Genomic DNA, 22,597 nt, shown 5'->3' with positions numbered 1-22,597 from the left:
GCGCTCCATATAGGAGAGCCAACTAAACAAAGTGATTAGGGAATCTAGGCGCGAGATATTAGAGCTTGAGTGCTGACTTAGCAATCAAAAAGTGTGAAGTTGAGCAAGATAAAAATCTATGATTTGAATTAGAAAATCTAATCTATTTTTGTTGGGGGTTGAAAACGAAAAAGGGAGCCGAAGCTCCCTTTGAAATCTTGCGTTTGTTTAGAACAACTTTCGTTACTCACGACCTGAAGCGTAGGCGTAAAGCAACTCAAGTGCGATAGTCGCGCCAGCCAAGGCCGTCACATCGCTGTGGTCGTAAGGAGGAGAGACTTCCACCACGTCCATACCTACGATGTTCATGCCTGCGAAACCACGAATGATCTTCAGAATTTTATCTGAGTTCAGGCCACCACAAACTGGTGTACCTGTACCCGGTGCAAACGCAGGATCCAGACAGTCGATGTCAAATGTGACATACACAGGCTTATCCGCAACCGTGCGACGGATTTCTGCCAGAATCTCTTCTACCGACATGTCGTTCGCTTGCATCGCGTTGATCACATTGAAGCCGTGATCTTGTTGGTCATATTCAGTACGAATACCAATTTGAACTGAGTTCTTCGCAGAGATCAGGCCTTCTTTTGGCGCATGGTAGAACATAGTACCGTGGTCGTAAGAACTGCCATTTGCGTAAGTGTCTGTGTGCGCATCGAAGTGAATCAGTGCCATTTGACCATGGTGCTTCGCGTAAGCACGTAGGATTGGTAGCGTGATAAAGTGGTCACCACCCAAGCCTAGCATTGTCTTACCGCTCTTTAGAATTTCACTTGTTGCCGCTTCTAGGCGGTAAGTGAAATCTTCCGCATCACCACAATCGAACACAAGGTCACCTGCGTCGATAACTTTCAATTTATCAAATACGTTGAAGTCCCAAGGGAACTTCTTGCCTTCCCAAGCAAGGTTTACTGACGCACGACGGATCGCATCTGGACCCATACGTGCACCAGGACGACCAGAAGTCGCCATGTCCAGAGGAACCCCTAGCACTACAACGTCTGCGTCTGCCGATACTGGATTTTTGATGTACGGTCGACGTAGAAACGACATAGAGTTGGAGTAAAGCGAATAATCGGTTTTAGTAAACAAATCATTCATATCAGAAGTCCTCTAAATAGGTGTAGCCTGCCAAACCTTGTTCTAGTTCAGCTAGGATTTGTTCTTGTTCACTGGCTTCAACACGTGCTGAAACCAATTGTTTGTAATTGTCACGAATCGCATCTACGTCGATATGAACGTAGCGCATCATGTCTTCTACGCTATCACCTTCGTTGATGTAGCTGATCTCAAATTGACCTTCTTCATCAACATTGACTACTGCACTGTGGGTATCACCAAATAGGTTGTGCATGTCACCAAGGATCTCTTGGTATGCGCCTACTAGGAAAAAGCCCATTAGGTACGGTTTGTCGTTGCTCCATGCTGGTACTGGTAGTGTGCTCTCAATGCCTTGGCCATCAACGTAATGGTCAATTGCGCCATCGGAGTCACAAGTGATGTCCAACATCACCGCACGACGCTCTTCCACATCACCAAGACCAGAAAGCGGCAGAACAGGGAATACCTGATCAATACCCCATGCATCTGGCAGGGATTGGAAAAGAGAGAAGTTCACGAAGAACTTGTCTGCAAGACGTTCGCTCAACTCATCCAAAATAGGACGGTGGAAACGGTTCTTGGTACTCATTTGACGACTTAGCTCGAAGTAAATGCGCAGCGACAGTTGCTCTGCCCACGCACGTTGTTCAAGGTTCAGTACGCCAGTAGCGAATTGTGAATGAACCTCAGCCAAATCGCTTTGGGTATCGTTGTAAATTTCAATTAATGCACGCGCATCCGTACCATCTTGCAGGTTCTCCCAGTTTCGCCACATGTTTTGTAGCAAGAACGGAGCATCTACCGCTGGCTCGAATACTTCTTCCGGTTGATACGTTTCTGTGCCAATAACGTTAGAAATCAACACTGCGTGGTGCGCAGTTAGAGAGCGACCCGATTCAGAGATGATCACTGGCATCGGTTGTTCGTACTGCTGACACACATCACCTACCGTATTCACGATGTTGCGTGCGTATTCTGCAAGGCCGTAGTTCATCGAGTTCGAAGATTGGCTACGTGTGCCGTCGTAGTCTACTGCTAAACCGCCGCCAACATCGAAGTAATCAATGTTTGCACCCATGGCACGTAATTCACAGTAGAAACGTGCTGATTCGTTTACACCATTACGTACGTCACGGATGTTTGCCATCTGTGAGCCAAGGTGGAAGTGAACCAATTGCATGGTGTCCAGTTTGTCTTCGCGTTTTAGACGATCAATCACACTCAATACTTGAGACGCAGATAGGCCGAACTTTGATTTCTCACCGCCGCTTGCTTGCCATTTACCCGCACCTTGAGATGCAAGGCGGATACGCAAGCCAAGACGTGGTGTTACGCCCAAGCTTTTTGCTTCTTCAAGTACTAGATCAAGCTCAGATAGCTTCTCTAGTACGATAAATACTTTGTGACCTAGCTTTTCACCGATCAGTGCTAGACGCACATATTCACGGTCTTTGTAGCCATTACACACGATCACGGAGCTGCCTTGTTGAGCCAGTGCAAGTACTGCCAATAGCTCTGGCTTACTGCCTGCTTCAAGACCCAGCTGTTTGTTTTCTAGCTGTGCTTGGCTTGCTAAGATCTCATCAACCACTTCACGCTGTTGGTTTACTTTAATTGGGTACACCAACAGGTATTTGTTTGGATATTGGTATTCTTCAATCGCTTGGTTGAAAGCTTGGCAAATGCCATGCACGCGTTGGTGCACGATTTGCGGGAAGCGCACTAATACAGGCAGGTTCAGCTGCTTAGCTTCTAGCTCATTAACAATCGCACTGAAAGGGATTTGGTGTGCACGGTCACTACGAGGAGATACGTATACCTCGCCTTGGTCATCAATTCCGTAGAAGCCTTGGCTCCAGTAGTGAACGTTGTAGTCCGCGCGGATGCGGTCTAATTTAGTTGCTTTTTCCAACTCGATTCTCACAAAAATGTATTTAAGCCCTCATAGGAAGTAGAGGAGAAAATACAAAAAAGCAAATCATGAGGCGCTAACCTCATACCCTGACACGAACTCCGTGTGCGCGCATTAACGGATAAAACTCAACCAGAGTCTAATGATTAAAATTTGTTCTTTCGATTAATAATTATTGTCGAACTGCGGTGTAAACATTTATTTAACAGAGTGTCCACTCTACTGTTATAGTTGGTCTGACCAGTAAGGATTTGGTCGATAAGAAATAAGAACAAAGACTCAACAAAACAAGGACATGTTTTGCAGCTGCACAGAATTCAGGGATACATCCAAACCATGTATCTTGCCGAGTACCCAGACAAATTAATGCTGCTTGATGGCGCCAGTCGAGCGGATATCCCTCATCTTAAAGATTTTATCGAGCACCAACTCCATCGCCCGTTTGCAGACCTAAAACTGGTGGTCGTCACCCACATGCACCCAGACCACGCTGGTGCAGCGCACAAGTTACGAGATCTCACTGGTTGTCAGCTTCTGGCAGCAAAACGAGATACACATTGGTATGGCGGTTTTGACGGTTGGCTAATGCATCTTACGGATTTGATTTTGGCACGTTGGATGGCGAACCGAATGCGCAAACCCAAGCGCAACTTATGGTATTCGCGAAAACTAAAGCCAGATATTGAGCTGGTGGATGGAGAGATGATTCCCGGTTTTGCTGATTGGCAGATATTGGAAACACCGGGGCATACCGACAGGGATTTATCGGTTTATCACGCCGAACAGAGTGTGTTGTATGTAGCGGATTTAATGGTGCAGGTAAAAAGCCATTTGATCGCGCCATTTCCTATCTTTCATCCCAACCAATATCGTAGTTCGTTAAAGCGCGTTTTTGAGATGAAACCAAGCTGTTTATTGGCGGCACATGGGGGAGAGGTTGAGTTTGATGAAGACGCGTATCAACACATCATCAATACCGCACCGGTTAGACCCATTACCCATTGGCGAGTAACGAAGATAAAGCTTAAAGGATTAATGCGTTCTGTTCTGAAAAGGAAGAACGATAGATAGGAGAAGGGCAGCTAGAAAATCAGAGAAGAGCCAGATGAGCGACCACGGAGTTCGCTCATCTGAAGCTACGGGGATTATGGAGCCAATAAGTGAGATTGGCTCGGGTCTACCAGAACTTTGTCTGCCATACCCTGACGACCTAACAACATCATGTAAGTCATCTTTTCACGGTTAGTTAGCGTGATGTCGATTGGCCACTCTTGGTCGCCCATGCGTAGCATCGTTGTGATCACGCAGCGGTGTTCGAAAGTACCGTTTGATGATTTCACTTTGCGGTTCGCCTTCAGTGGAGCTTTACAGCGAACGACTTGCTCTAAGTGGTAAACATCTGGGTGTAGATCGAACTCTACGTATGACTGACCGTCTTGTTCAGTGCACTCTAGGTTATCTACGTGCAGAGAAGAAGTCTGTGCGCCTGTATCAATACGCGCTTCAAGGTGAGTAATCCCTAACTCAGGTAAGCAAATTGCTTCGGCGTTCCCAATGATCATTTTCTGATTCATAGTGTCATCCTAGCGATGAGTGATAAAGAGAGCCCAGTTTATAGGCTCTCACTCAAACAATTATCAGCCTTTACCGCGTGTACGGTTAGCGTTTGGTTTTGCGTTCTTCTCGATGAAGTCGAAGATCATGCCTGCAACGTCTTTTTCTGTTGCGTTTTCGATGCCTTCAAGACCAGGAGAAGAGTTCACTTCCATCACAACAGGGCCGTTTTTCGATTGAAGAATATCAACACCACATAGGTTTAGACCCATGACTTTTGCTGCGTTGATCGCGGTTGCGCGCTCTTCTTTGGTTAGTTTTACTAGCTCAGCAGAACCACCACGGTGAAGGTTAGAACGGAACTCACCTTCTTTAGCTTGACGCTTCATTGCTGCGATAACTTTGTTACCTACAACGAAGCAGCGGATATCAGCACCATTTGCTTCTTCAATGAACTCTTGCACCATGATGTTCGCTTTTAGACCCATGAATGCTTCGATTACGCTTTCTGCCGCTTTTGTTGTTTCAGCAAGTACAACGCCGATACCTTGAGTACCTTCAAGTAGCTTGATAACCAAAGGTGCACCGCCAACGTTTTTGATCACGTCCTGAATGTTGTCAGGATGGTGAGCAAAACCTGTGCGAGGTAGACCAATGCCTTTGCGCGATAGCAGCTGCATAGAGCGTAGCTTGTCACGAGAGCGGCTGATTGCTACTGACTCGTTTACACAGAATGTGCCCATCATTTCAAATTGACGTACAACCGCTGTACCGTAGAAAGTGATAGATGCACCGATGCGTGGAATAACCGCGTCATACTTTGGCAATTCTTCACCCTTGTAACGAATCTTAGGGTTGTTACTCGTAATATCCATATAACAGTGCAGAGTATCGATAACATCAACTTGATGTCCGCGCTCTTCACCCGCCTGCTTTAGGCGCATGGTTGAATATAGATTCTCATTACGAGAAAGAATAGCAATACGCATGGCAATTCCTTAGTAAGTCAGTACCAAATTAAAAATATAAACATAGAGTATAGTGAGTGGGTTTAATTGATGTGACAGCATCCACTCGCTTCAACGATTTAGAATTGTGGTTGGACAACCACGTCGTCAGAGGTGCGCACCTTAGGGCGTTTTCTCACTATATGAAAACGAAAAAATATCGTCGACACGACAAAAATAATTTATTGAACTCTCACGCCTTACTGCGTGCGACTGTCAAGGGTGAGAAAAAGAAAATTGAACCAAAAATTCATCACTTTTCGAAGTAGGAAAACTGAAAAAAGCGGCCATTTGACCGCTTACTTCTCTTGGCATTGAGAGTTATTTGGAAAGAGTTCAGCCGTTTAGGTGGCTATTTTTATTGATTTGCAACGCTACTCATTACATTCAGTAAGACCTGTTTGATGGTTTGGTAGCGCAGTGGCAATGTGCGGCTGCGTTTTCTCACCAAAAATAAATCTTCATACACCGGTTGTTTTAACTCGGCGACATACAACTCTTCTTTTAACGAAAAGCTCTCCACCGCACTGCGCGGTAAAACGGTAAAGCCGAGTCCTTTGCTCACTGGCAATAAGATCTGGCTTAACTGGTTCACGTACCCTGAGAGTGGCATGTCACTGACTTTGATCTCTTTTAATAAGGGTTCTGCGCATTGATCGAAAAAGAGCGTCATGTAATGTTCGGCGTCTGGGTGTCCAATCACACCACAGTTTTTTAGTAGTTCCGGTGTGAGCGTTTTTCCTTGGTAGGATTTAGGCAAGATCAAACATAATGTCTCTCGCCCAATTTGCTCGCTTTGGAACACGCTTTTATTCGGTGAGTAAGTCACGATGCCCAAATCAATTCGCCCTTCTGCAACCCCATTAAGAATAGATTGGTTAGGCGCTGCTTCTAGGTGAATCGATAAGCCTTTATGTCGTTTTTGCCTTTCAAGTAGTGGATCAAACAGCATCAAAGCAAGTGCGCCAGAACAGGCGAGTTTGCAGTATCCTGCGTGTGGGTCATCAAAGCTTAAGTCTTCTAGTAGGCTTTTCTCTTTTTCTTCTAGTTCTAGCGCGTAGGTATACACCATGCGACCTTGTTCAGTGAGCTCGAAGCTTTTGTTCTCGCGTTTAATCAATGGGTGCTGACAAGCTTGCTCAAGCTTTTTTATGTGCTGACTGACACCGGGCTGGGTCATGTAGAGCTTTTCTGCCGTCTGAGTAAAGTGACCGACTTCGACAAGAGTTTTGAATGTATGTAACCAAACAGGATTCAGCATAGGACGTCGTTTGCTAGAGAAATTGCTGAAATAATAGCATGATGCATAGCGGAACGCAGAATGGCAGATAAATGACAGGCAAAATAAAACCCCGCCTGGTTTCCCAGACGGGGCTTATTCTTTTTCGCAGCAATCCGGCTACTAATAGGTGCTCCCTGCATCTATCCTTGATTGTGGCTAAATCCTTTAACCGAGTTCCTTGTTCATCGCCTTCCTAGCGGTGTCCATTCTTGCCTATCATCCTGACGGGCGAACTCTGTCCTAGAGTTTAACTACATCCTTGCTGATAACTCATCCTAAGCTACCAAATCTTCATCCTGAAGATACCCAATCCTTTAGGCTTTTTTCCTGTTCCCGCCAACATCCTGTCGACACATTTAGTATTGTTGTTTTGCTGATTACTCTCAATCAGCTAGATAAAAAAACTTTGGCAGTGAATATTGCTTAAAAAAGGATAGTTATTAATTTTCAGATGGTTAGGTTGATTGTTCGATTTATTCTTAGTCAAAAATGGTCGTTTTACTTACATTGCTTGTAAGAGATCTCGCACAAGACTCCGAGTCAATGTACGAAGTGGCGTCTTTTTCGCCTTGTTTAAGAGTTTGCTCAAGATCACAGCTCGAACGGTAGCCATAAGATTTAGCGACAGTTTCAGATGATATCCCCATCTCTTTTACTGCAAATATGGCCCATTCATCGCGAGTTTTTCGAATGATTTGTCGTAGTTTGGTTTTTAAGTTACTCATAGCCGCTCCTTAATTAGCTTGTCTTTACGAGGCAAGAATAAGGATCGAAGTGAGGCCAAGTTGATAGTATGCCGCTCAATATCAATACTATTGAGGCGTAATGAAGAATCGACCTGTATTATTGATACTATTTACGCGTAGAGCAATATTATCTAGCTGGGTGATGAATGGCGTACATTGAAAAAATACCTCAGAGACCAGGCTTTTCTTGGCGTTATCGTCGAATTGATGAGTCAACAAAGCAGTCTGATTTACACTTTCATGATGATGTGTATGAGTTGGTTATTCATCGTCATTTTGATGGAGTGTTAAATGTCGGCCATTGCGAGATGGATATCGAACATAATCAGATGTTGTTGATTGCCCCTGGCGTTCCGCATTCTTTTTGCTCTACGTCTTCGAAAGACAATTGTGAGACACACGTGGTTTGGTTTAAGCGTGAGTGGATTTCCAATCTCATGTTTTATTGCACGGAGCTACGTAAACTGGACCCGTTATTAAAAGCGGCCAATAAAGGTGTGGTCTTTTCTGAGGGAACGGCCCAACAAGTGGTGGACTTGATGCATGAGCTGATGAAAGTTCCTGCAATCGAACAACTTGCTCGTTTTATTCACGTTCTCTCTTTGCTTGCTCATGATGAAGCCGCAAAAACACTGATGACGCATTCTTACCTCTCGCTGAGTGAACATGAGCAACAAGAAAGAGAGCGGGTTGCTAAGGTCAATGCGTACCTTGAGCAGCACTTTGCTCGTAAAATAAGCCTTGCCGACTTAGCGAACGATTTATCGCTTAGTGAAAGTGCCGTGACTCGATTATTTCAAAAGCACTTTAAAGAACCCTTTAGCCAGCGCTTGATGAAGCTACGTATTAATCACGCAGCGGACTTACTGCAATCGACAGAGTTACCGATTGGGATAGTGTTTGAACGAGTAGGGTATCGAAACCAAGCCTTGTTTAATCGCCATTTTAAGACTTATAAAGGGCTTACTCCGAGAGATTACCGCCAACACTATCAGCAGCGGATTCAGCCTTAGCCAGAGTTAATGAGCATTATAGCTGAGCGCTGAACGGGAATTAATGTGCAACTGGTATATTATTTGCTAGGTTATTCAAGAATCATTATTAAGATTCAATGACAGATGAAATAGGGAACTTGATTGCCATTAATTTGTCATATTCAGTGGATAGGTTAACCCTTGCCATACGATAAAACACAGTCGAACTGTTCAAAAATTGACTGCAACACGGCATGTTTTGTCATTATGTTGTGAAATCAATCACGGTTAATTTATTCGTTCCCCGATAGATTGAAGGGGAAACAACCTTAGACAATAAGCTCATGATGAGCGCTACCTATATAGATGAGGGAGATTGCTATGAAAAAGATGAGAAGAGCACAGTTGCATCGTGTACGTATTCAATACTGGAAAGACACAAAAACTGACGCTACCAAAAAAGCATAGTTAACCACACTCGTGACACTGAGCTGGCAATGGACGAATTACCTTCCATAACATGCCAGCTCTAAAATTATCTGGCACATCCATACTTTCCAAGACTCTAAGCTTCCCGCTTTCCTGAACAAAGCTTCCAAAACAACCAAACGTTCCACTCTTTCTAGATTCAACATTTCAGCAAAAAACCATAGCCTTAAATGCAAAAAAGCCAGTCCGAAGACCAGCTTTCTTATTACTTGTTCAACTCTGCTTATTACAGAGTGATTCCGTAATTACAGGTAGTTTGCGTCAACCAAGTCGCCAGCTTTTGCGCTGCTTACTTCTGGGCGAGCTTGTAGCCAAGCTAGAACCTGTGCTTTTTGTTCTTCAGTTGCGCTTTCGTAACGCTCTGTTGAACATAGGAAGCCTTCAAACAGTTCTAGACCGCCGCCGCCAAAGCATAGGTTTAGACCATCAATGTAGTCGATAAACTCATCAACGAATGCATCGTAACGGTCGAAGTCGTTGATGTCTGTTTCACAGCTGATTTCAAAACCTAGGATTGCGAATTCACCTAGGAATAGCTTTTTGCGTAGACGACGATTTTTGTTATCGATTTTATCTAGTTTCATGATTATCTCTCGTGGATGATTTGAGTACACCTTATACCCCCAAAACAGGCTTTGCCCAAGCAAAATCGGGAGTACATAGAATAGATGGGTGCTTTATAACATTTTCTAAACACAAAGTTCATAAAGATAGACTACTTCTGTCACTTTTCTCTTCCAAACTTCCTCTCGCTTGATAATTAACAAACTTATAATTCAACCTAACACTGGGAAAGCAACACCATGAGTAAGGAAACCTTCGACGCGACGCGTTACAACCAGAGTAATAACAAGCCTTTTGAAGAAGTACTGGAAGCGAGTCTATCTCGACGCAGTATCCTAAAAGGTGGCCTAGGTATCAGTGCGATGACCGCTTTTGGTGCGTTTGGCTTATCTGGGTGCAACGATTCTAGCTCTGGCACTTCAGCTGGCAATGGGTCTAACGTGTCTAGCGCAGTATTGAATTTTGATTCTATTCCGGGCTCTCTGACGGATGCAGTTTCGATTCCGCAAGGTTATGTCGCACAAGTTTTGGTACCTTGGGGCACACCTCTAAATGCACAAGGTAATGCTTGGAAAGACGATGGCAGCAATACGAGTGCTGATCAGCTCAATGCGCTTGGTATGCATCATGACGGCATGCATTTCTTCTCACTAAATGACAGTGATACTGATGGTTTGTTGTGTATTAACCACGAGTACATTGATACTTCAGCATTGCATCCTAGCGGTCCAACCGTTGCGGGCGGTGTGCGTACTATCGTCGACGAAGTTCGTAAAGAAATTAACGCGCACGGTGTATCCGTGGTTCGCGTTCAACTGGAAGACAACATGTGGAAACTGGTGGATACCGACCCACTAAACCGCCGTTACACTGGCGCGACAGTTATGGACTTATCTGGTCCTGTGGCAAATACAGAATTGGCTGTGACTCGCTTCTCTCAAGATGGCAGCCAAGCACGTGGCACACTAAACAACTGTGGTAATGGTTTCTCGCCTTGGGGCACGTACCTAACGTGTGAAGAGAACTGGCCGGGTTATTTTGTTAACGCAGGTGTTCGCACTGAAGAGCAAGATCGTATTGGTGTAGATGATGAACGCACTCGCTACTTATGGGAAACGTTGGCGGGCAACGCTGAAGAACGTTTGGACGAGTTTACGCGCTTCAATGTTGAGCCTACGGGCGCAAGTGCATTAGATGATTACCGTAATGAAGCGAACGGCCATGGTTACATCGTTGAGATCGACCCTTACACGCAAAACTCACGTGCTAAGAAGCGTACTGCACTAGGTCGCTTCCGTCACGAGGGCTGTACATTCGGCAAGCTTGAAGAAGGCAAACCTGTGGTCTTTTACTCAGGCCACGACTCTCGCTTTGAGTACCTATACAAATTTGAGTCAGCGGCAGCGTGGGATCCAGCAGATGCTAATCCAGCAAACCGTTTGGCGACGGGCGATAAGTATATGGATGAAGGCACACTGTATGTGGCGCGCTTCAACGAAGACAGCTCTGGTACTTGGTTGCCACTGACACTAGATAGCACGACAGTTTCTGGTGGCACTTTGGCAGATAGCTTCAATTCGTTGGCAGAAATCATCCTGAATACGGCGGGCGCAGCCGACCTTGTTGGTGCGACGCCAATGGATCGCCCTGAGTGGTGTACCGTTGACCCATTCACAGGCTCGGTTTACCTGACGCTAACGAACAACACCAAGCGTACAGAGGAAACTAACCCTGCAAACCCACGTTTAAACAACAAGTTTGGTCACGTAATCCGTTGGGATGAAGGCGAAGCAGCAACAGACTTCACGTGGGATATCTTCGTGTTTGGCTCTCCAGCAAACGGTGATGCGGACACTAACCGTTCGAGTTTGACCGAGCTCAACCAGTTTGCGAGCCCAGACGGCTTGGCGTTTGATCCTCGTGGCATTCTGTGGATTCAAACGGATAACGGTGCAGATGAAGTGACGTCTTACACTAATGACCAAATGCTTGCGGTTGTACCTTCAAAGCTGACGGATGAAAACGGCACACAAGAAGTGATCGGCGCAGAAAACCAAGCTGAGCTGAAGCGTTTCTTTGTTGGTCCTAACGGCTGTGAAGTGACGGGCTTTACCATCAGCCCAGATTACAAGTCTTTGTTCGTGAACATTCAGCACCCAGGTAACTGGCCTTATAGCGACAATGCTGCGGAAGAGACACCTGCAGGGATGACACTGCGCCCACGTGCCGCAACGGTGGTGATTCGCCGTGAAGACGGTGGTGAAATTGGTGTGTAGCCACTAGGTTGTACGACTGAATATCGGGAATAAGAAAAGCCCTGCGTTTGCAGGGCTTTGTTGTTTCTGATGAGTTTCTTATTAAGACTAGCTTTTGAGAGAACCGCCTGCAGTGCGAATCACATCTTGATACCAGAAGAAGCTCTTCTTACGTTTACGCTCTAACGTACCTTGGCCATCGTTGTGGCGATCAACGTAGATGTAACCGTAACGTTTGCTCATTTCAGCAGTTGAGTTCGCGACCAAATCGATTGGTCCCCAGCTCGTGAAGCCCATCAACTCAACACCATCAAGGATCGCTTCGTGTGCTTGCACAAGGTGGTCGTTCAAGTAAGCGATGCGGTAATCATCTTGAATCTCACCGTTTTCATCGATTTCATCACGCGCACCTAAGCCGTTTTCTACGACGAATAGTGGCTTTTGGTAGCGATCGTGTAGGAAATTAAGCAGAACGCGCAGGCCTTTTGGATCGATCAACCAACCCCATTGGCTCTTCTCAAGATATGGGTTTGGCACGCTATCGACGATGTTACCTACTTCTTTCTGTTTCGGATCCGCACTTGCACAGCCACTTGCGTAGTAGCTGAATGAGATGAAGTCGACACTTGCTGATGCGATCTCTTCTAGGTCACCGGCTTCCATCTGAATTTCAATGCTATTTTCGCGGAAGTAACGCTTCATGTAGCCAGGGTACTGACCACGAGTTTGTACATCACCGAAGAACAACCATTTGTTGTTTTCGTGCATTGCTGCCAGCACGTCATCAGGGTTACAGGTATATGGGTAGTTGATCGCGCCAAGCAGCATGTTACCAATCTTGCCGTTTGGTACGATTTGCTGACACAGTTTTACCGCTTTCGCATTTGCCACTAGCTGGTGGTGAATCGCTTGGTAAATCTCTTGTTCGCTAGCGTCTTCTTGTAAACCAACACCGGTAAATGGCGCATGCAGAGACATATTGATTTCGTTGAACGTTAACCACAGCTTCACTTTGTCTTTGTAGCGTTCAAGCACGGTGCGAGCATAACGCTCGAAGAATTCGATCACGCGACGATCGCCCCAACCACCGTAGTTCTCGACCAGTGCGTAAGGCATTTCGTAGTGAGATAAGGTCACGAAAGGTTGGATATCGTGCTTCGCCAGTTCATCAAAAATTTTATCGTAGAACGCTAAACCTTCTTCGTTAGGTTCAAGTTCGTCGCCGTTCGGGAAGATGCGGCTCCATGCCAAAGACAGACGCAGGCAGTTAAAGCCCATTTCTTTGAATAGCGCAATGTCTTCTGGATAGCGATTGTAGAAGTCGATCGCCACGTCTTTGATGCCCGGCGTACGTTCTTCACGGGTTTGATGCGGACTCAAAATACCGTTTGGCAGCATGTCTGACGTCGATAACCCTTTACCCCCAAGGTTGTACGACCCCTCTACTTGGTTTGCAGCAATAGCACCGCCCCAAAGAAAATGTTCAGGAAACGTAATCATGTTTCTCACTCTTTATTGTTTTGCAGTATGTGTTTCTGTGTTTGAGAATAGTGTAGGTCAAGGCGGGATTCTTGTATCGAGATCGTGTTTTTCTCAAACGGTGGGAGATGCCGAGTTCTGATGATGATTTTGTAATCAATACCGACTTAAGCTGATTTGAACAATAAAGTGAAAGTCAGTCCATTTTGTTCATTCTTATGCACGGTAACTTGTCCATTCATATCACGCATGTTGTTGGCCGTAATCGCCAAACCCAGTCCTAGTCCCTCACCAATTTTCTTTGAGGTTTGGAAGGGTTCAAACATCGATTCGAGCATCTCATCCGACACGCCACAGCCATTGTCACTCACCGTTAGTTCTACCTGATTTGCCGTTGGATTGACGATCAAGTTGAGCTGAGGATTAGTGGTGTTGCCCATCGCATCCAATGCGTTCGATACTAGGTTGCCAAGCACCTGCAGCAGTCGTTGTTCTTCTCCCATGATCTTGGTTAAATTTCGAGGAACACGGATCCGCACATCCACCTTGTCTAGTTGAGATTGGTAAACACGCAATGTTTCTTCGAGTGCAGAGGTAAGGGAAATCGCTTGTAAACGTTCTGGTTTGTTGTAAGCGAACGTTTTTAGCTGACTGGTCATGCTTGCCATGCGATCAATCAGTTTCTGTATCAAGACGTTATTGGCTTTCATCATGTCGGTTTCACCGCGTTCAGCCAATAGCTCATTAGTGGTGAGCAGAGTACGCAAGCCCGTTAGTGGCTGATTAAGTTCATGAGTGATCGCGCTCGACATACGACCTAAGGCTGCCATTTTGCTCGATTCAATTAACTGGCTTTGTGCTTCTTTCAGCGCTTGAGTTCGCTCTTCTACACGTTGTGCCAGTTCTTGGTTGACCTGTTGTAGTGATTGCTCGGCTTTTTTCCGCTTACTGATGTCTATGATCGTTGCAAGAAAATACTGCTCGCCATGCCAAGGGAAACTGGTCAGGGAGAACAGAACTGGGAAGACGCTGCCATCACTCCTTTTGGCGATGGTTTCGACCGTGCTGATCTCTGCTAGCTCTTTATGTTTAGGTAGATCTTTAAGTAACTTGAGAGTGGTGGAATTTGGGTTACCGGCATCAAATAGCTCCCAAGCAAAAGTGTGTCGATTAACACTCTCTGGCAAACAAAACAAACGCTTCGCCATCGGGTTGAGGTCAAACAGTTGCCCTTGTTCGTCAATCAATAACAAACCAACGTGAGTCTTATTGATCATTTGCTTCAAGCGGCGTTGGGACTCTTCCAAAAGGGCTTGAATCCGTTGTTGGTTGATGTGTTTTTGGCGACGTTGCAAGCCAATGATGACAAGCAAGACGATCAATAGGAGCAGCGCCGCTACGCTCCAACCAATCACATTGATAGTTTGTTGAATCGGTTTGGAAGGGGTGAGGTAACTGACGTACCAATTCAAGTCATCCAGCTTCACGGTATGTGCAAAATAGCGTTGATGGTTGAGTGTCCATGCTCTGATATTGGTGTTGTCGTATAAGCGCTGAGTTTCTAACTGGACTGTGTTGTTCGGTTCGTTAAACCAGTCTGCGTTATAGACTGGGCTGCTCGATAGGAAGAAACGCTGCTGGCGATTTTGCAATGTGATGATGTCTTGACTGGTAATGGTTTGCTCAGTCAATAGGCTCAGGTTGATTTGTACTACCACAATGCCAGCGATATCTAAGCCGTCATAGATAGGAGCGGCCAAATAATACAGTGGGCTGGAGCCTTTGGTTTTGTTCACCAAGGAGACACCGCCGCCTTGGTTGTGAATTTGTTCCACAATCGCTTTTCGGTCAGACAGGCTGAAGCGCTCTTCGATTAAGCTCGATACCAACACTTCGCCAGAGTTAGACAGGATCAGCCAACCTTCTGTGTTAGCGGCTTTATCCAGTTGAGTCAGTTGGGTTTGTAGCGGCTCGTAATAAGTTAGATTCCCTTTTACAAACGCGATGGTTTCCGGGTTATTGGTAACAAGGTATGGCAGGTGATAGAAGCGTTTTAGAGCTCGGCGAACTTCACCGATATAGTCGAGCAACTTTTGTTGAGCTTCGTTTTGAGTCTCGACACTCAACCATTGACGAGCAACCTCTCGACTGGCGATATAGCAAGACAGAATCAGCATGGATGCAAGTGCGACTATAAGCCATGTTTTGCCAATTCTTCTACGCTGCATACCGACCCCATACTGGTATTGATCTTTTTCGACGATGAAAGAGTGCGCCTAACCGGTTGGATGTTAAAGACTTGTAAGCAAGAAGTGAGATCTAGCTCCTTTTCTCCACAGTGGTTTTTGCTACCGTTAGCACACCACGATGAATTCCTATACTTATAAATCAGGCAGTAACGTATGGCTTTTAACGACTCCCCTAAAATTGCACTTATCGAAGACGACGATATTGTTCGTCAGGCAACTAGCCAATGGTTACAGCTGGCGGGATTTGATGTATCGGCATTCAGTCTGGGGGAAGAGGGCAAAGCCGCCATTCTTAGCCAAGAATTTGATGCCATTGTGAGTGATGTTCGCCTACCAGACATCGACGGTTTATCGATACTAGAAAGCCTGATTGCCAACCATATTCAAACCCCGATTATTTTGATCACTGGCCACGGTGATGTCGATATGGCCGTTGGTGCTTTACAACGCGGTGCGTTTGATTTTATTGAGAAGCCTTTCCAGCCAGAGCGTCTATCTCAACGCGTGACTGAGGCCGTTGAGAGTTATCGCGCACAAACTTCTACTCAAGATCGTCAAGAGTATCTTTCTAGCATTAGCGGCTTAGAACAAGTGTTGGTTGGGCGAAGTAAAGTGATGCAAAAACTGAGGGAGCAAGTTGCCAAGCTAGCGCGAATTGATACTAACGTGATCATTTATGGTGAAACAGGTTGTGGTAAAGAGCTGGTGGCCACCAGTTTGCATAATGAGAGCCAACGGAGAGCCCATCACTTTGTGCCCATCAACTGTGGCGCAATTCCTGAAACACTGTTCGAGAGCGAATTATTTGGCCATGAAGCTGGTGCATTTACCGGCGCGGCCAAAAAGCGCATTGGTAAACTTGAATACGCAGATAAGGGCACCTTGTTTTTTGATGAAGTAGAAAGCATGCCTCTGTCAATGCAAGTGAAAGTATTGCGCGCTCTTCAAGAACACACCATAGAGCGAGTAGGTGGCAACCAACAAATCTCTGTTGATTTACGGGTGATCGCTGCGGCGAAAGAAGATCTCAATGATCATGACGATTTTCGTCAGGATTTATATTATCGCCTTAATGTGGCGCAGATCTATCTACCGCCACTGAGAGAGCGTGAAGAAGACGCATTGATCTTATTCGAACATTTCACATTGAAGAACAACCCAAACTGCCGACCTGTGAGTGAAGCCGATAGAAAAGCCATTCTTGCTTATGCGTGGCCGGGCAATGTGCGGGAACTAAGAAACGTGGCCATAAGGTTCGCGTTAGACAACACAATTTCGGTTATGGAAATTCTCTCTAGTCGCCCTTCCTCGACAAACGAAGAAACGCAAGCAGGGGTGCCGTTGGTTATTCAGCTGCATAATTTTGAACGCAAGGTGCTACATGATTCGTTAGTTCGAAACCAAGGAAGAATTACGGATGTGATGGTCGAATTAGATTTACCACGCCGAACCCTCAACCAAAAGATGCAGAAGTTTGGGCTGAATCGCTCTGATTACACATAGAAAAAACGGCTTCACTTAGGAAGCCGTTTTTTGTTGAGGTACTTATTTGTTAAGGTACTCGCCAATCTAGGCTTGGTTTGCCAATTCGGCGCGTTGTTGGCTTGCCTTGCGGGTAAATACTACGCCCACAACCACCATAGCGATCGTCGGAACAATCCAACTTGCAAAGTAGTGGTACAGTGGCATGTTGCTGTCTAACCATTGGTTTGCCGCTTCTGGCATGTAACCTAGGATGTGCAGCGCATCAACACAACCAAACACTAGAGCAGTGAACGCCGTCGCTACCACCATGAACTGTGACATCTTGTTGCGCACGGGTGCCATGATCATCAATGCAATCGCCACTGGGTGAAGCACCACAACCGCAGGCAATGTGATAGCCAATAGTTGCTCCAGACCTACGTTAGCAATCAAACCTGCCAACACCATGGTCGTAATAACGCAGCCTTTGTAGTTCACTTTGCTGAAAGTGTTGTCGTAAAACTCACTACCTGCTGTGGTTACGCCGATAGCAGTAGTCAAACAAGCCAATACCATTACGGCACCTAGCAATAGTGAACCAAACGCACCAAAGTGGTTGAAGGTGAACGCCGTTAGGATATCGCCACCGTTACTGAATTCAGAACCTAAGTATGAGCTCGTCGAGCCAATGTAAGCCAATGAGATGTAAACAAATGCCATCGCAACCGCGTACATCAAAGCGGCGATTAGCGTGTATTTTGCGGTGGCTTTCGGACAATCTACCCCCATGCTGCGAATCGCACGGAAAATAATCCAACCAAAACCTATAGAGCCTAGCGCGTCCATTGTCATGTAGCCTTGGGTTAAGCCTTCAGCAAATGCGCCAGATACGTATGGACCTGTTGCTGTGGTTAGTTCGCCAGCAGGGTAAACCAATGCGGTCACAGACATGATCACCAAGATAGCCATCAAAGCAGGAGTTAAGATCTTACCTAGGTTGTCGACCAACTTACCCGGATATAGGGCGAATAAAATGGTAATAACGCAGAAGGCAACAGTGAAAGGCACCAAAGCGGCATCACCAAACATTGGTGCAAAGCTAAATTGGTAAGCCACTGTAATCGCACGTGGTATTACGAACGCAGGGCCAATCACGATAAACACCATCACCCAAAAACTGGTTGCCAAAGGTTTAGGTAGGGCTGCGGTTAGTTTGTCTGAACCGTTAACGATAGCCACCATTACCAGTGCCATTGCAGGCAGACCTACGCCCGTCAAGAGGAAGCCAGACATCCCGCTCAGAAAGTTTTCACCTGCTTGATAACCCAAAAATGGAGGGAAGATCAGGTTACCCGCGCCTAAGTACATGGCGAAAGTCATGAAGCCCAAAGCGGCGATATTGCGTGCGCTTAACATTGTTATTCCTCTTATGTTTCGCTTGGAAGAAACTGAAAGGAATGGGAGGAGTATGTGGTGTTCCCGTCAGCTTCTTCTCAAGCTGACAGAAAGTTTAGATATAGCCTGTCAGCTCTGAATCAGTTCCAGAGAGAGCAGGAGGATCGCAGCAGCAACGCCAGATAGGCGTTTTAAAGCGAATTGTGATTGCGCAGTTGCTGACATGGATGATCCTTAATGACGAAAAAATACCAAGGAATACGTTTGCCTTGGCGTGTTGTTACCCTAACGAACATGGGGCCATTGGCACAACCCCGAAGAAGAAAATAAGTTGATACGGTCAATGTTTGTTTCTGAACTGGTGGATCGAACTGGTTTTTAAATTCAAAATTAGAATAAATGACTTTTCATTTCTGTAACATTGATTGTTTTGCTGTATTTTTGCGCTATTTGTAGTCATTTAGGCTGCAAATCTCCGCCGATAAAGTGAGCAGTTTAGAATGATGCGCTTTTTCTTCTTATTGTTGAGACGCTTTAGCTCCGGTTCAGCCCAAGATCTCATCGGCAAAATATTGCTCATCGGCAAACGGAGCATTTTTTCATTCCAGATCACATTTCATTAACCTTTTGCTGTGTAGTTGAACAAATTTATCCTCAGAAATAGGCAATATCTTGCTTATTGCTTTGCTGTTAAATCAGCATGATTTTGCTCACTTATGTGGGGTCTTGATCTTTATCTCAATAAATACAATGACTTAAAAGTTGGCATTTCTATTGCTCTAGGCTATTTGTTGTTAATCAAGGTTTAATGCCTTGTAAATCCAAATCGTGAAACGACTACACGGAGAGTAATAATGAAAATGAATAAGCTGGTAAAAGCTTTAGCTGTCGCTGTGACTTCTTTTGGTATTGCTGCTAATGCAGTGGCGGAAGAACGTAGCTACATTCTTGCAACGGCATCGACAGGCGGAACTTACTACCCAGTGGGTGTAGCACTGGCGACATTAAGTAAAGTGAAATTGGCACCTAAACATCACTTCTCCCTTTCTGCTATTAGCTCTGCTGGATCTGGTGAAAACGTCAAACTGCTGAACGAAAATGAAGCACAGTTCGCGATTCTGCAAGGTCTTTACGGTGCATGGGCTTGGTCTGGTGAAGGTCCTTATGAGAAAAGCGGTCGCCAAGAGCAGCTGCGTTCAGTCTCTATGCTGTGGCAAAACGTTGAGCACTTTATTGTTCGCTCTGACCTAGCAAAAACGGGTACGGTGACTGACCTGAATAATCTAGATGGTAAGAAGTTCTCTATCGGTAAGAAAAACTCAGGTACTGAAAACTCTGGTCGTCAAATCATGAAAGGCCTTAAGGTCGACCCAGATAAATTCAATCTAGCCTACATGGGCTACGGCGGTAGTGCGAGTGCGCTTCAAAACGGCACTATTGACGGCATGAACACGCCAGCGGGAGTCCCCGTTGGGGCGGTCACTCAAGCTTTTGCTGCGCTAGGTAAAGACATCTCGATTCTTTCGTTTACTGACGAACAAATCAAAGAGGCGAATGGCCACTACAAACTTTGGACGAAATACGAGATCCCAGCCAACACCTACCCAGGTCTAGACAAGCCGATCACGACTATCGCACAACCAAACTTCTTGGCCGTTCGTGAAGATATTTCGGAAGAAGACGTATACCAGCTAACGAAAGCAATATACGAGAACTTGCCATTCCTACAAGGCATCCACAAAGCAACAAAAGCAATGGCAATGGAAAAAGCAATTGCTGGCTTGCCAGTACCTCTTCACCCAGGTGCCGCGCGTTACTACAAAGAAATGGGTATCGAAATCCCATCAGACCTAATGGCGAAATAACGTCAGCTCGCCCCGAGCGTTGGCTTGGGGCATTTAATCCCTACAAACGATTTAAAATGAAAAAAGCCGCTAGAGCTTGGAGTATAAGATGAGCGACTCAATAGAGAAGGAATTGCAGAAGTTTGAGCTGCCCACGCGCACAGACTTTCCGTGGGTAACGACCACAATCACAGTGTTTGCCGTGGTGCTATCTGTTTTGCACATTTGGTTTAATACCTTATCGACGTTACCGGAGTTATGGATTTCTGCCACTCACTTTGCTGGTTTTGCAGTAATTTGTGCGCTTTGGTACCCGGCCCATATCTCTCTCAAGCAGAGTAAGATTGCACTGGGCGTCGATGTGTTGATTGCCATGGGGGCCGTCGCGTGCTTGCTCTACATTCCTTATGCCGAAGACGCGCTGTACGAACGCGGTGTGAAGTTCGTGACCAGCGATTGGGTGTTCGCCATCTTGGCCATCTTGATTGTTATCGAACTGATTCGACGTACTATGGGCTGGTTTATTCCAGTGCTGATTGTGGTGTGTTTAAGCTACGTTGTGCTTTGGGGTAAGTGGGCAACCGGTATTTTCCACTTCCCGGGTTTGAGTATGGAAACTTTACTTTACCGCAGTTTCTATTCTTCAGAGGGCATGTTCGGTTCTATTTCACGCATCAGTTGGACTTTTGTATTCATGTTCATTCTGTTTGGTGCGTTTCTTGTTCGCTCTGGCGTCGGCGATTACATCATCAATGTGGCACGTGCGGCGGCAGGCAAAATCATTGGCGGTCCCGGTTTTATCGCGGTAATTGGCTCGGGTTTGATGGGCTCTGTATCGGGCTCTAGCGTAGCAAATACGGTTTCAACCGGTGTTATCAGTATTCCTTTGATGCAAAAAGCGGGGTTCCCTTCGCGCTTTGCTGCGGGCGTTGAAGCGGCGGCCTCGACAGGTGGTCAGTTGATGCCACCAGTGATGGGGGCGGGTGCTTTCATCATGGCGTCTTACACGCAAATTCCTTATGTTGATATCATCGCGGTTTCTTTCATTCCAGCTCTTATCTACTTCTTGTCTGTGGCGTTCTTTGTGCGTATCGAAGCTAAACGCAGCGGTGTTCAGAAGATCACGACCAGTGATGAATCTCTACTTAAAGTCGTGGTTAGCGGCTGGCACAACCTTATTCCGCTGGCTGTGTTGGTTACTCTTTTGGTCCAAGGCTTCACACCAACTTATGCGGCGGGTCTATCGATCATTTCTGTTGTGGTGGCTTCTTGGTTCTCAAAAGATCACAAAATGGGACCAAAAGCGATCATCGAAGCGCTTTCGCAAGGCGCGAAAAACATGGCGACAACCGCCGTATTGCTTGTGGGTATTGGTTTGGTGGTAAACGTGATCAGCACCACGGGCATCGGTAACACGTTCTCATTGATGATCGACGGCTGGGCGAATGGCGACTTGTTCATTATGATCGTTCTTATTGCGCTCGCCTCTCTGGTATTAGGCATGGGGTTACCAGTAACGGCGGCTTACATTGTTTTGGGTACACTATCTGCTCCTGCGCTGTACAAGTTGATTGCGGAAAACCAATTGCTTGAATTAATGGTGTCGGGTCAATTGCCAGAGCAAGCAAAAGCCATATTTATGTTGGCGGCGCCAGAAAAGCTGGAACTGCTTAATGCACCAATGGCGTTGGAAACCGCGAAAGAAATGGTGGCGCTAGTACCTGCGGACTTTATGGAAACCCTATTAGAGCAAAGTTTGGGTATGGAAGCGGTAGGTTTAGCACTGCTGGCTGCTCACCTCATCATCTTCTGGTTATCGCAAGACAGCAACGTAACACCACCAGTGTGTTTGACCGCTTTTGCAGCAGCAACCATTGCAAAAACACCACCGATGCGCACCGGTTTGATGGCGTGGAAAATCGCCAAAGGTTTGTATCTTGTGCCGCTACTTATTGCCTACACAGGCTTAGTCAGTTGGGATGTGACGTCGGTGATTACCGTGGGCTTCTTTGCCATCATCGGTACCTATGCATTGATTGGTGCGATTGAAGGTTACTTGGAAGGTCCTCTAAACATTCTGCTGCGTCTTGTGTTGATTGTGGTGGGTACATTGCTGGTTTGGCACGACATCCCAATGTTGGTTCGTGTAGCAAGCTGCGCAGTATTTGTCGCGATTTTTATTTACAGTGGTCGCAAGTTCAAATTGCAACAATCTCAACTATCGGTTTTATAAGAGGTCG

The 22,597-nt window shown here is 46.0% G+C and carries 16 protein-coding genes; 6 read left to right on the top strand and 10 right to left on the bottom strand.

What is annotated here, in order from left to right; translation table 11 throughout:
- Window positions 1-222: 222 nt before the first annotated feature.
- Window positions 223-1,143, bottom strand: a complete 921-nt coding sequence (speB, locus tag KIO97_RS11565; RefSeq protein ID WP_005432598.1) for an agmatinase — start codon at window positions 1,141-1,143, stop codon at window positions 223-225.
- A 1-nt stretch (window position 1,144) separates the two neighbouring features.
- Entirely contained in the window at window positions 1,145-3,055 is a 1,911-nt protein-coding gene (gene speA, locus KIO97_RS11560; RefSeq protein WP_285382577.1) for an arginine decarboxylase, read from the bottom strand.
- A gap of 336 nt (window positions 3,056-3,391) precedes the next feature.
- Between speA and KIO97_RS11555 the strand changes: the two genes are divergently transcribed.
- Window positions 3,392-4,126: an MBL fold metallo-hydrolase gene (locus KIO97_RS11555; protein WP_285382608.1), complete on the top strand. Its 735-nt coding sequence runs from the start codon at window positions 3,392-3,394 to the stop codon at window positions 4,124-4,126.
- 74 nt (window positions 4,127-4,200) lie between these two features.
- On the opposite strand, the gene KIO97_RS11550 is transcribed toward KIO97_RS11555, so the two are convergent.
- The 4 genes from KIO97_RS11550 to KIO97_RS11535 all read right to left on the bottom strand — a co-directional run bounded on the left by KIO97_RS11550 (window position 4,201) and on the right by KIO97_RS11535 (window position 7,623).
- Window positions 4,201-4,629: a RimK/LysX family protein gene (locus KIO97_RS11550; RefSeq protein ID WP_005432588.1), complete on the bottom strand. Its 429-nt coding sequence runs from the start codon at window positions 4,627-4,629 to the stop codon at window positions 4,201-4,203.
- A 63-nt stretch (window positions 4,630-4,692) separates the two neighbouring features.
- Window positions 4,693-5,598, bottom strand: a complete 906-nt coding sequence (gene rimK, locus KIO97_RS11545; protein ID WP_038890593.1) for a 30S ribosomal protein S6--L-glutamate ligase — start codon at window positions 5,596-5,598, stop codon at window positions 4,693-4,695.
- 376 nt (window positions 5,599-5,974) lie between these two features.
- On the bottom strand, window positions 5,975-6,877 hold the full coding sequence (locus KIO97_RS11540; protein WP_285382574.1) for a LysR family transcriptional regulator: 903 nt from the start codon (window positions 6,875-6,877) through the stop codon (window positions 5,975-5,977).
- A 500-nt stretch (window positions 6,878-7,377) separates the two neighbouring features.
- Window positions 7,378-7,623 carry a hypothetical protein gene (locus KIO97_RS11535; protein WP_285382572.1) on the bottom strand — a complete coding sequence of 82 codons (246 nt, stop codon included), beginning with the start codon at window positions 7,621-7,623 and terminating at the stop codon, window positions 7,378-7,380.
- A 167-nt stretch (window positions 7,624-7,790) separates the two neighbouring features.
- Between KIO97_RS11535 and KIO97_RS11530 the strand changes: the two genes are divergently transcribed.
- Window positions 7,791-8,657: a helix-turn-helix domain-containing protein gene (locus KIO97_RS11530; protein ID WP_285382570.1), complete on the top strand. Its 867-nt coding sequence runs from the start codon at window positions 7,791-7,793 to the stop codon at window positions 8,655-8,657.
- Between the two features lie 695 nt (window positions 8,658-9,352).
- On the opposite strand, the gene KIO97_RS11525 is transcribed toward KIO97_RS11530, so the two are convergent.
- A complete protein-coding gene (locus KIO97_RS11525; RefSeq protein ID WP_005432583.1) occupies window positions 9,353-9,691 on the bottom strand; it encodes a YggL family protein in 339 nt (112 codons plus the stop codon).
- A gap of 219 nt (window positions 9,692-9,910) precedes the next feature.
- Between KIO97_RS11525 and KIO97_RS11520 the strand changes: the two genes are divergently transcribed.
- Window positions 9,911-11,947: a PhoX family phosphatase gene (locus KIO97_RS11520; protein ID WP_050913287.1), complete on the top strand. Its 2,037-nt coding sequence runs from the start codon at window positions 9,911-9,913 to the stop codon at window positions 11,945-11,947.
- A gap of 87 nt (window positions 11,948-12,034) precedes the next feature.
- Here KIO97_RS11520 and KIO97_RS11515 read toward each other — a convergent pair whose 3' ends face one another.
- Entirely contained in the window at window positions 12,035-13,426 is a 1,392-nt protein-coding gene (locus KIO97_RS11515) for a glycoside hydrolase family 1 protein (RefSeq protein WP_134976300.1), read from the bottom strand.
- Window positions 13,427-13,572: 146 nt separating this feature from the next.
- Window positions 13,573-15,633: a sensor histidine kinase gene (locus KIO97_RS11510; RefSeq protein WP_285382566.1), complete on the bottom strand. Its 2,061-nt coding sequence runs from the start codon at window positions 15,631-15,633 to the stop codon at window positions 13,573-13,575.
- 174 nt (window positions 15,634-15,807) lie between these two features.
- Between KIO97_RS11510 and KIO97_RS11505 the strand changes: the two genes are divergently transcribed.
- Window positions 15,808-17,157 (top strand): sigma-54 dependent transcriptional regulator, encoded by a 1,350-nt coding sequence (locus tag KIO97_RS11505; protein WP_134976298.1) that lies wholly within the window; start codon window positions 15,808-15,810, stop codon window positions 17,155-17,157.
- Window positions 17,158-17,223: 66 nt separating this feature from the next.
- On the opposite strand, the gene brnQ is transcribed toward KIO97_RS11505, so the two are convergent.
- Entirely contained in the window at window positions 17,224-18,534 is a 1,311-nt protein-coding gene (gene brnQ / locus KIO97_RS11500; RefSeq protein WP_005432578.1) for a branched-chain amino acid transport system II carrier protein, read from the bottom strand.
- A gap of 833 nt (window positions 18,535-19,367) precedes the next feature.
- Here brnQ and KIO97_RS11495 point away from each other — a divergent pair.
- Together KIO97_RS11495 and KIO97_RS11490 are read left to right on the top strand one after the other, a co-directional pair.
- On the top strand, window positions 19,368-20,378 hold the full coding sequence (locus KIO97_RS11495; RefSeq protein ID WP_285382564.1) for a TAXI family TRAP transporter solute-binding subunit: 1,011 nt from the start codon (window positions 19,368-19,370) through the stop codon (window positions 20,376-20,378).
- Between the two features lie 88 nt (window positions 20,379-20,466).
- Entirely contained in the window at window positions 20,467-22,590 is a 2,124-nt protein-coding gene (locus tag KIO97_RS11490) for a TRAP transporter permease (RefSeq protein ID WP_012130108.1), read from the top strand.
- The last annotated feature ends 7 nt before the right edge of the window (window positions 22,591-22,597 follow it).

Source organism: Vibrio sp. B181a, from assembly GCF_030248375.1.
GTDB classification, from domain to species: Bacteria; Pseudomonadota; Gammaproteobacteria; order Enterobacterales; family Vibrionaceae; genus Vibrio; species Vibrio campbellii.
The sequence above is the reverse complement of the archived record's forward strand: the minus strand, read 5'-3'. Positions and strand labels throughout refer to the sequence as shown.

Bases quoted from the DNA above. Each gene is read 5' to 3' on its own strand.
- KIO97_RS11550 (WP_005432588.1), bottom strand. From the start codon at position 4,629: ATGAATCAGAAAATGATCATTGGGAACGCCGAAGCAATTTGCTTACCT.
- KIO97_RS11530 (WP_285382570.1), top strand. From the start codon at position 7,791: ATGGCGTACATTGAAAAAATACCTCAGAGACCAGGCTTTTCTTGGCGT.
- brnQ (WP_005432578.1), bottom strand. From the start codon at position 18,534: ATGTTAAGCGCACGCAATATCGCCGCTTTGGGCTTCATGACTTTCGCC.
- KIO97_RS11515 (WP_134976300.1), bottom strand. From the start codon at position 13,426: ATGATTACGTTTCCTGAACATTTTCTTTGGGGCGGTGCTATTGCTGCA.
- KIO97_RS11505 (WP_134976298.1), top strand. From the start codon at position 15,808: ATGGCTTTTAACGACTCCCCTAAAATTGCACTTATCGAAGACGACGAT.
- KIO97_RS11495 (WP_285382564.1), top strand. From the start codon at position 19,368: ATGAAAATGAATAAGCTGGTAAAAGCTTTAGCTGTCGCTGTGACTTCT.
- KIO97_RS11540 (WP_285382574.1), bottom strand. From the start codon at position 6,877: ATGCTGAATCCTGTTTGGTTACATACATTCAAAACTCTTGTCGAAGTC.
- KIO97_RS11535 (WP_285382572.1), bottom strand. From the start codon at position 7,623: ATGAGTAACTTAAAAACCAAACTACGACAAATCATTCGAAAAACTCGC.
- KIO97_RS11525 (WP_005432583.1), bottom strand. From the start codon at position 9,691: ATGAAACTAGATAAAATCGATAACAAAAATCGTCGTCTACGCAAAAAG.
- speB (WP_005432598.1), bottom strand. From the start codon at position 1,143: ATGAATGATTTGTTTACTAAAACCGATTATTCGCTTTACTCCAACTCT.
- KIO97_RS11520 (WP_050913287.1), top strand. From the start codon at position 9,911: ATGAGTAAGGAAACCTTCGACGCGACGCGTTACAACCAGAGTAATAAC.
- KIO97_RS11555 (WP_285382608.1), top strand. From the start codon at position 3,392: ATGTATCTTGCCGAGTACCCAGACAAATTAATGCTGCTTGATGGCGCC.
- rimK (WP_038890593.1), bottom strand. From the start codon at position 5,598: ATGCGTATTGCTATTCTTTCTCGTAATGAGAATCTATATTCAACCATG.
- KIO97_RS11510 (WP_285382566.1), bottom strand. From the start codon at position 15,633: ATGCAGCGTAGAAGAATTGGCAAAACATGGCTTATAGTCGCACTTGCA.
- KIO97_RS11490 (WP_012130108.1), top strand. From the start codon at position 20,467: ATGAGCGACTCAATAGAGAAGGAATTGCAGAAGTTTGAGCTGCCCACG.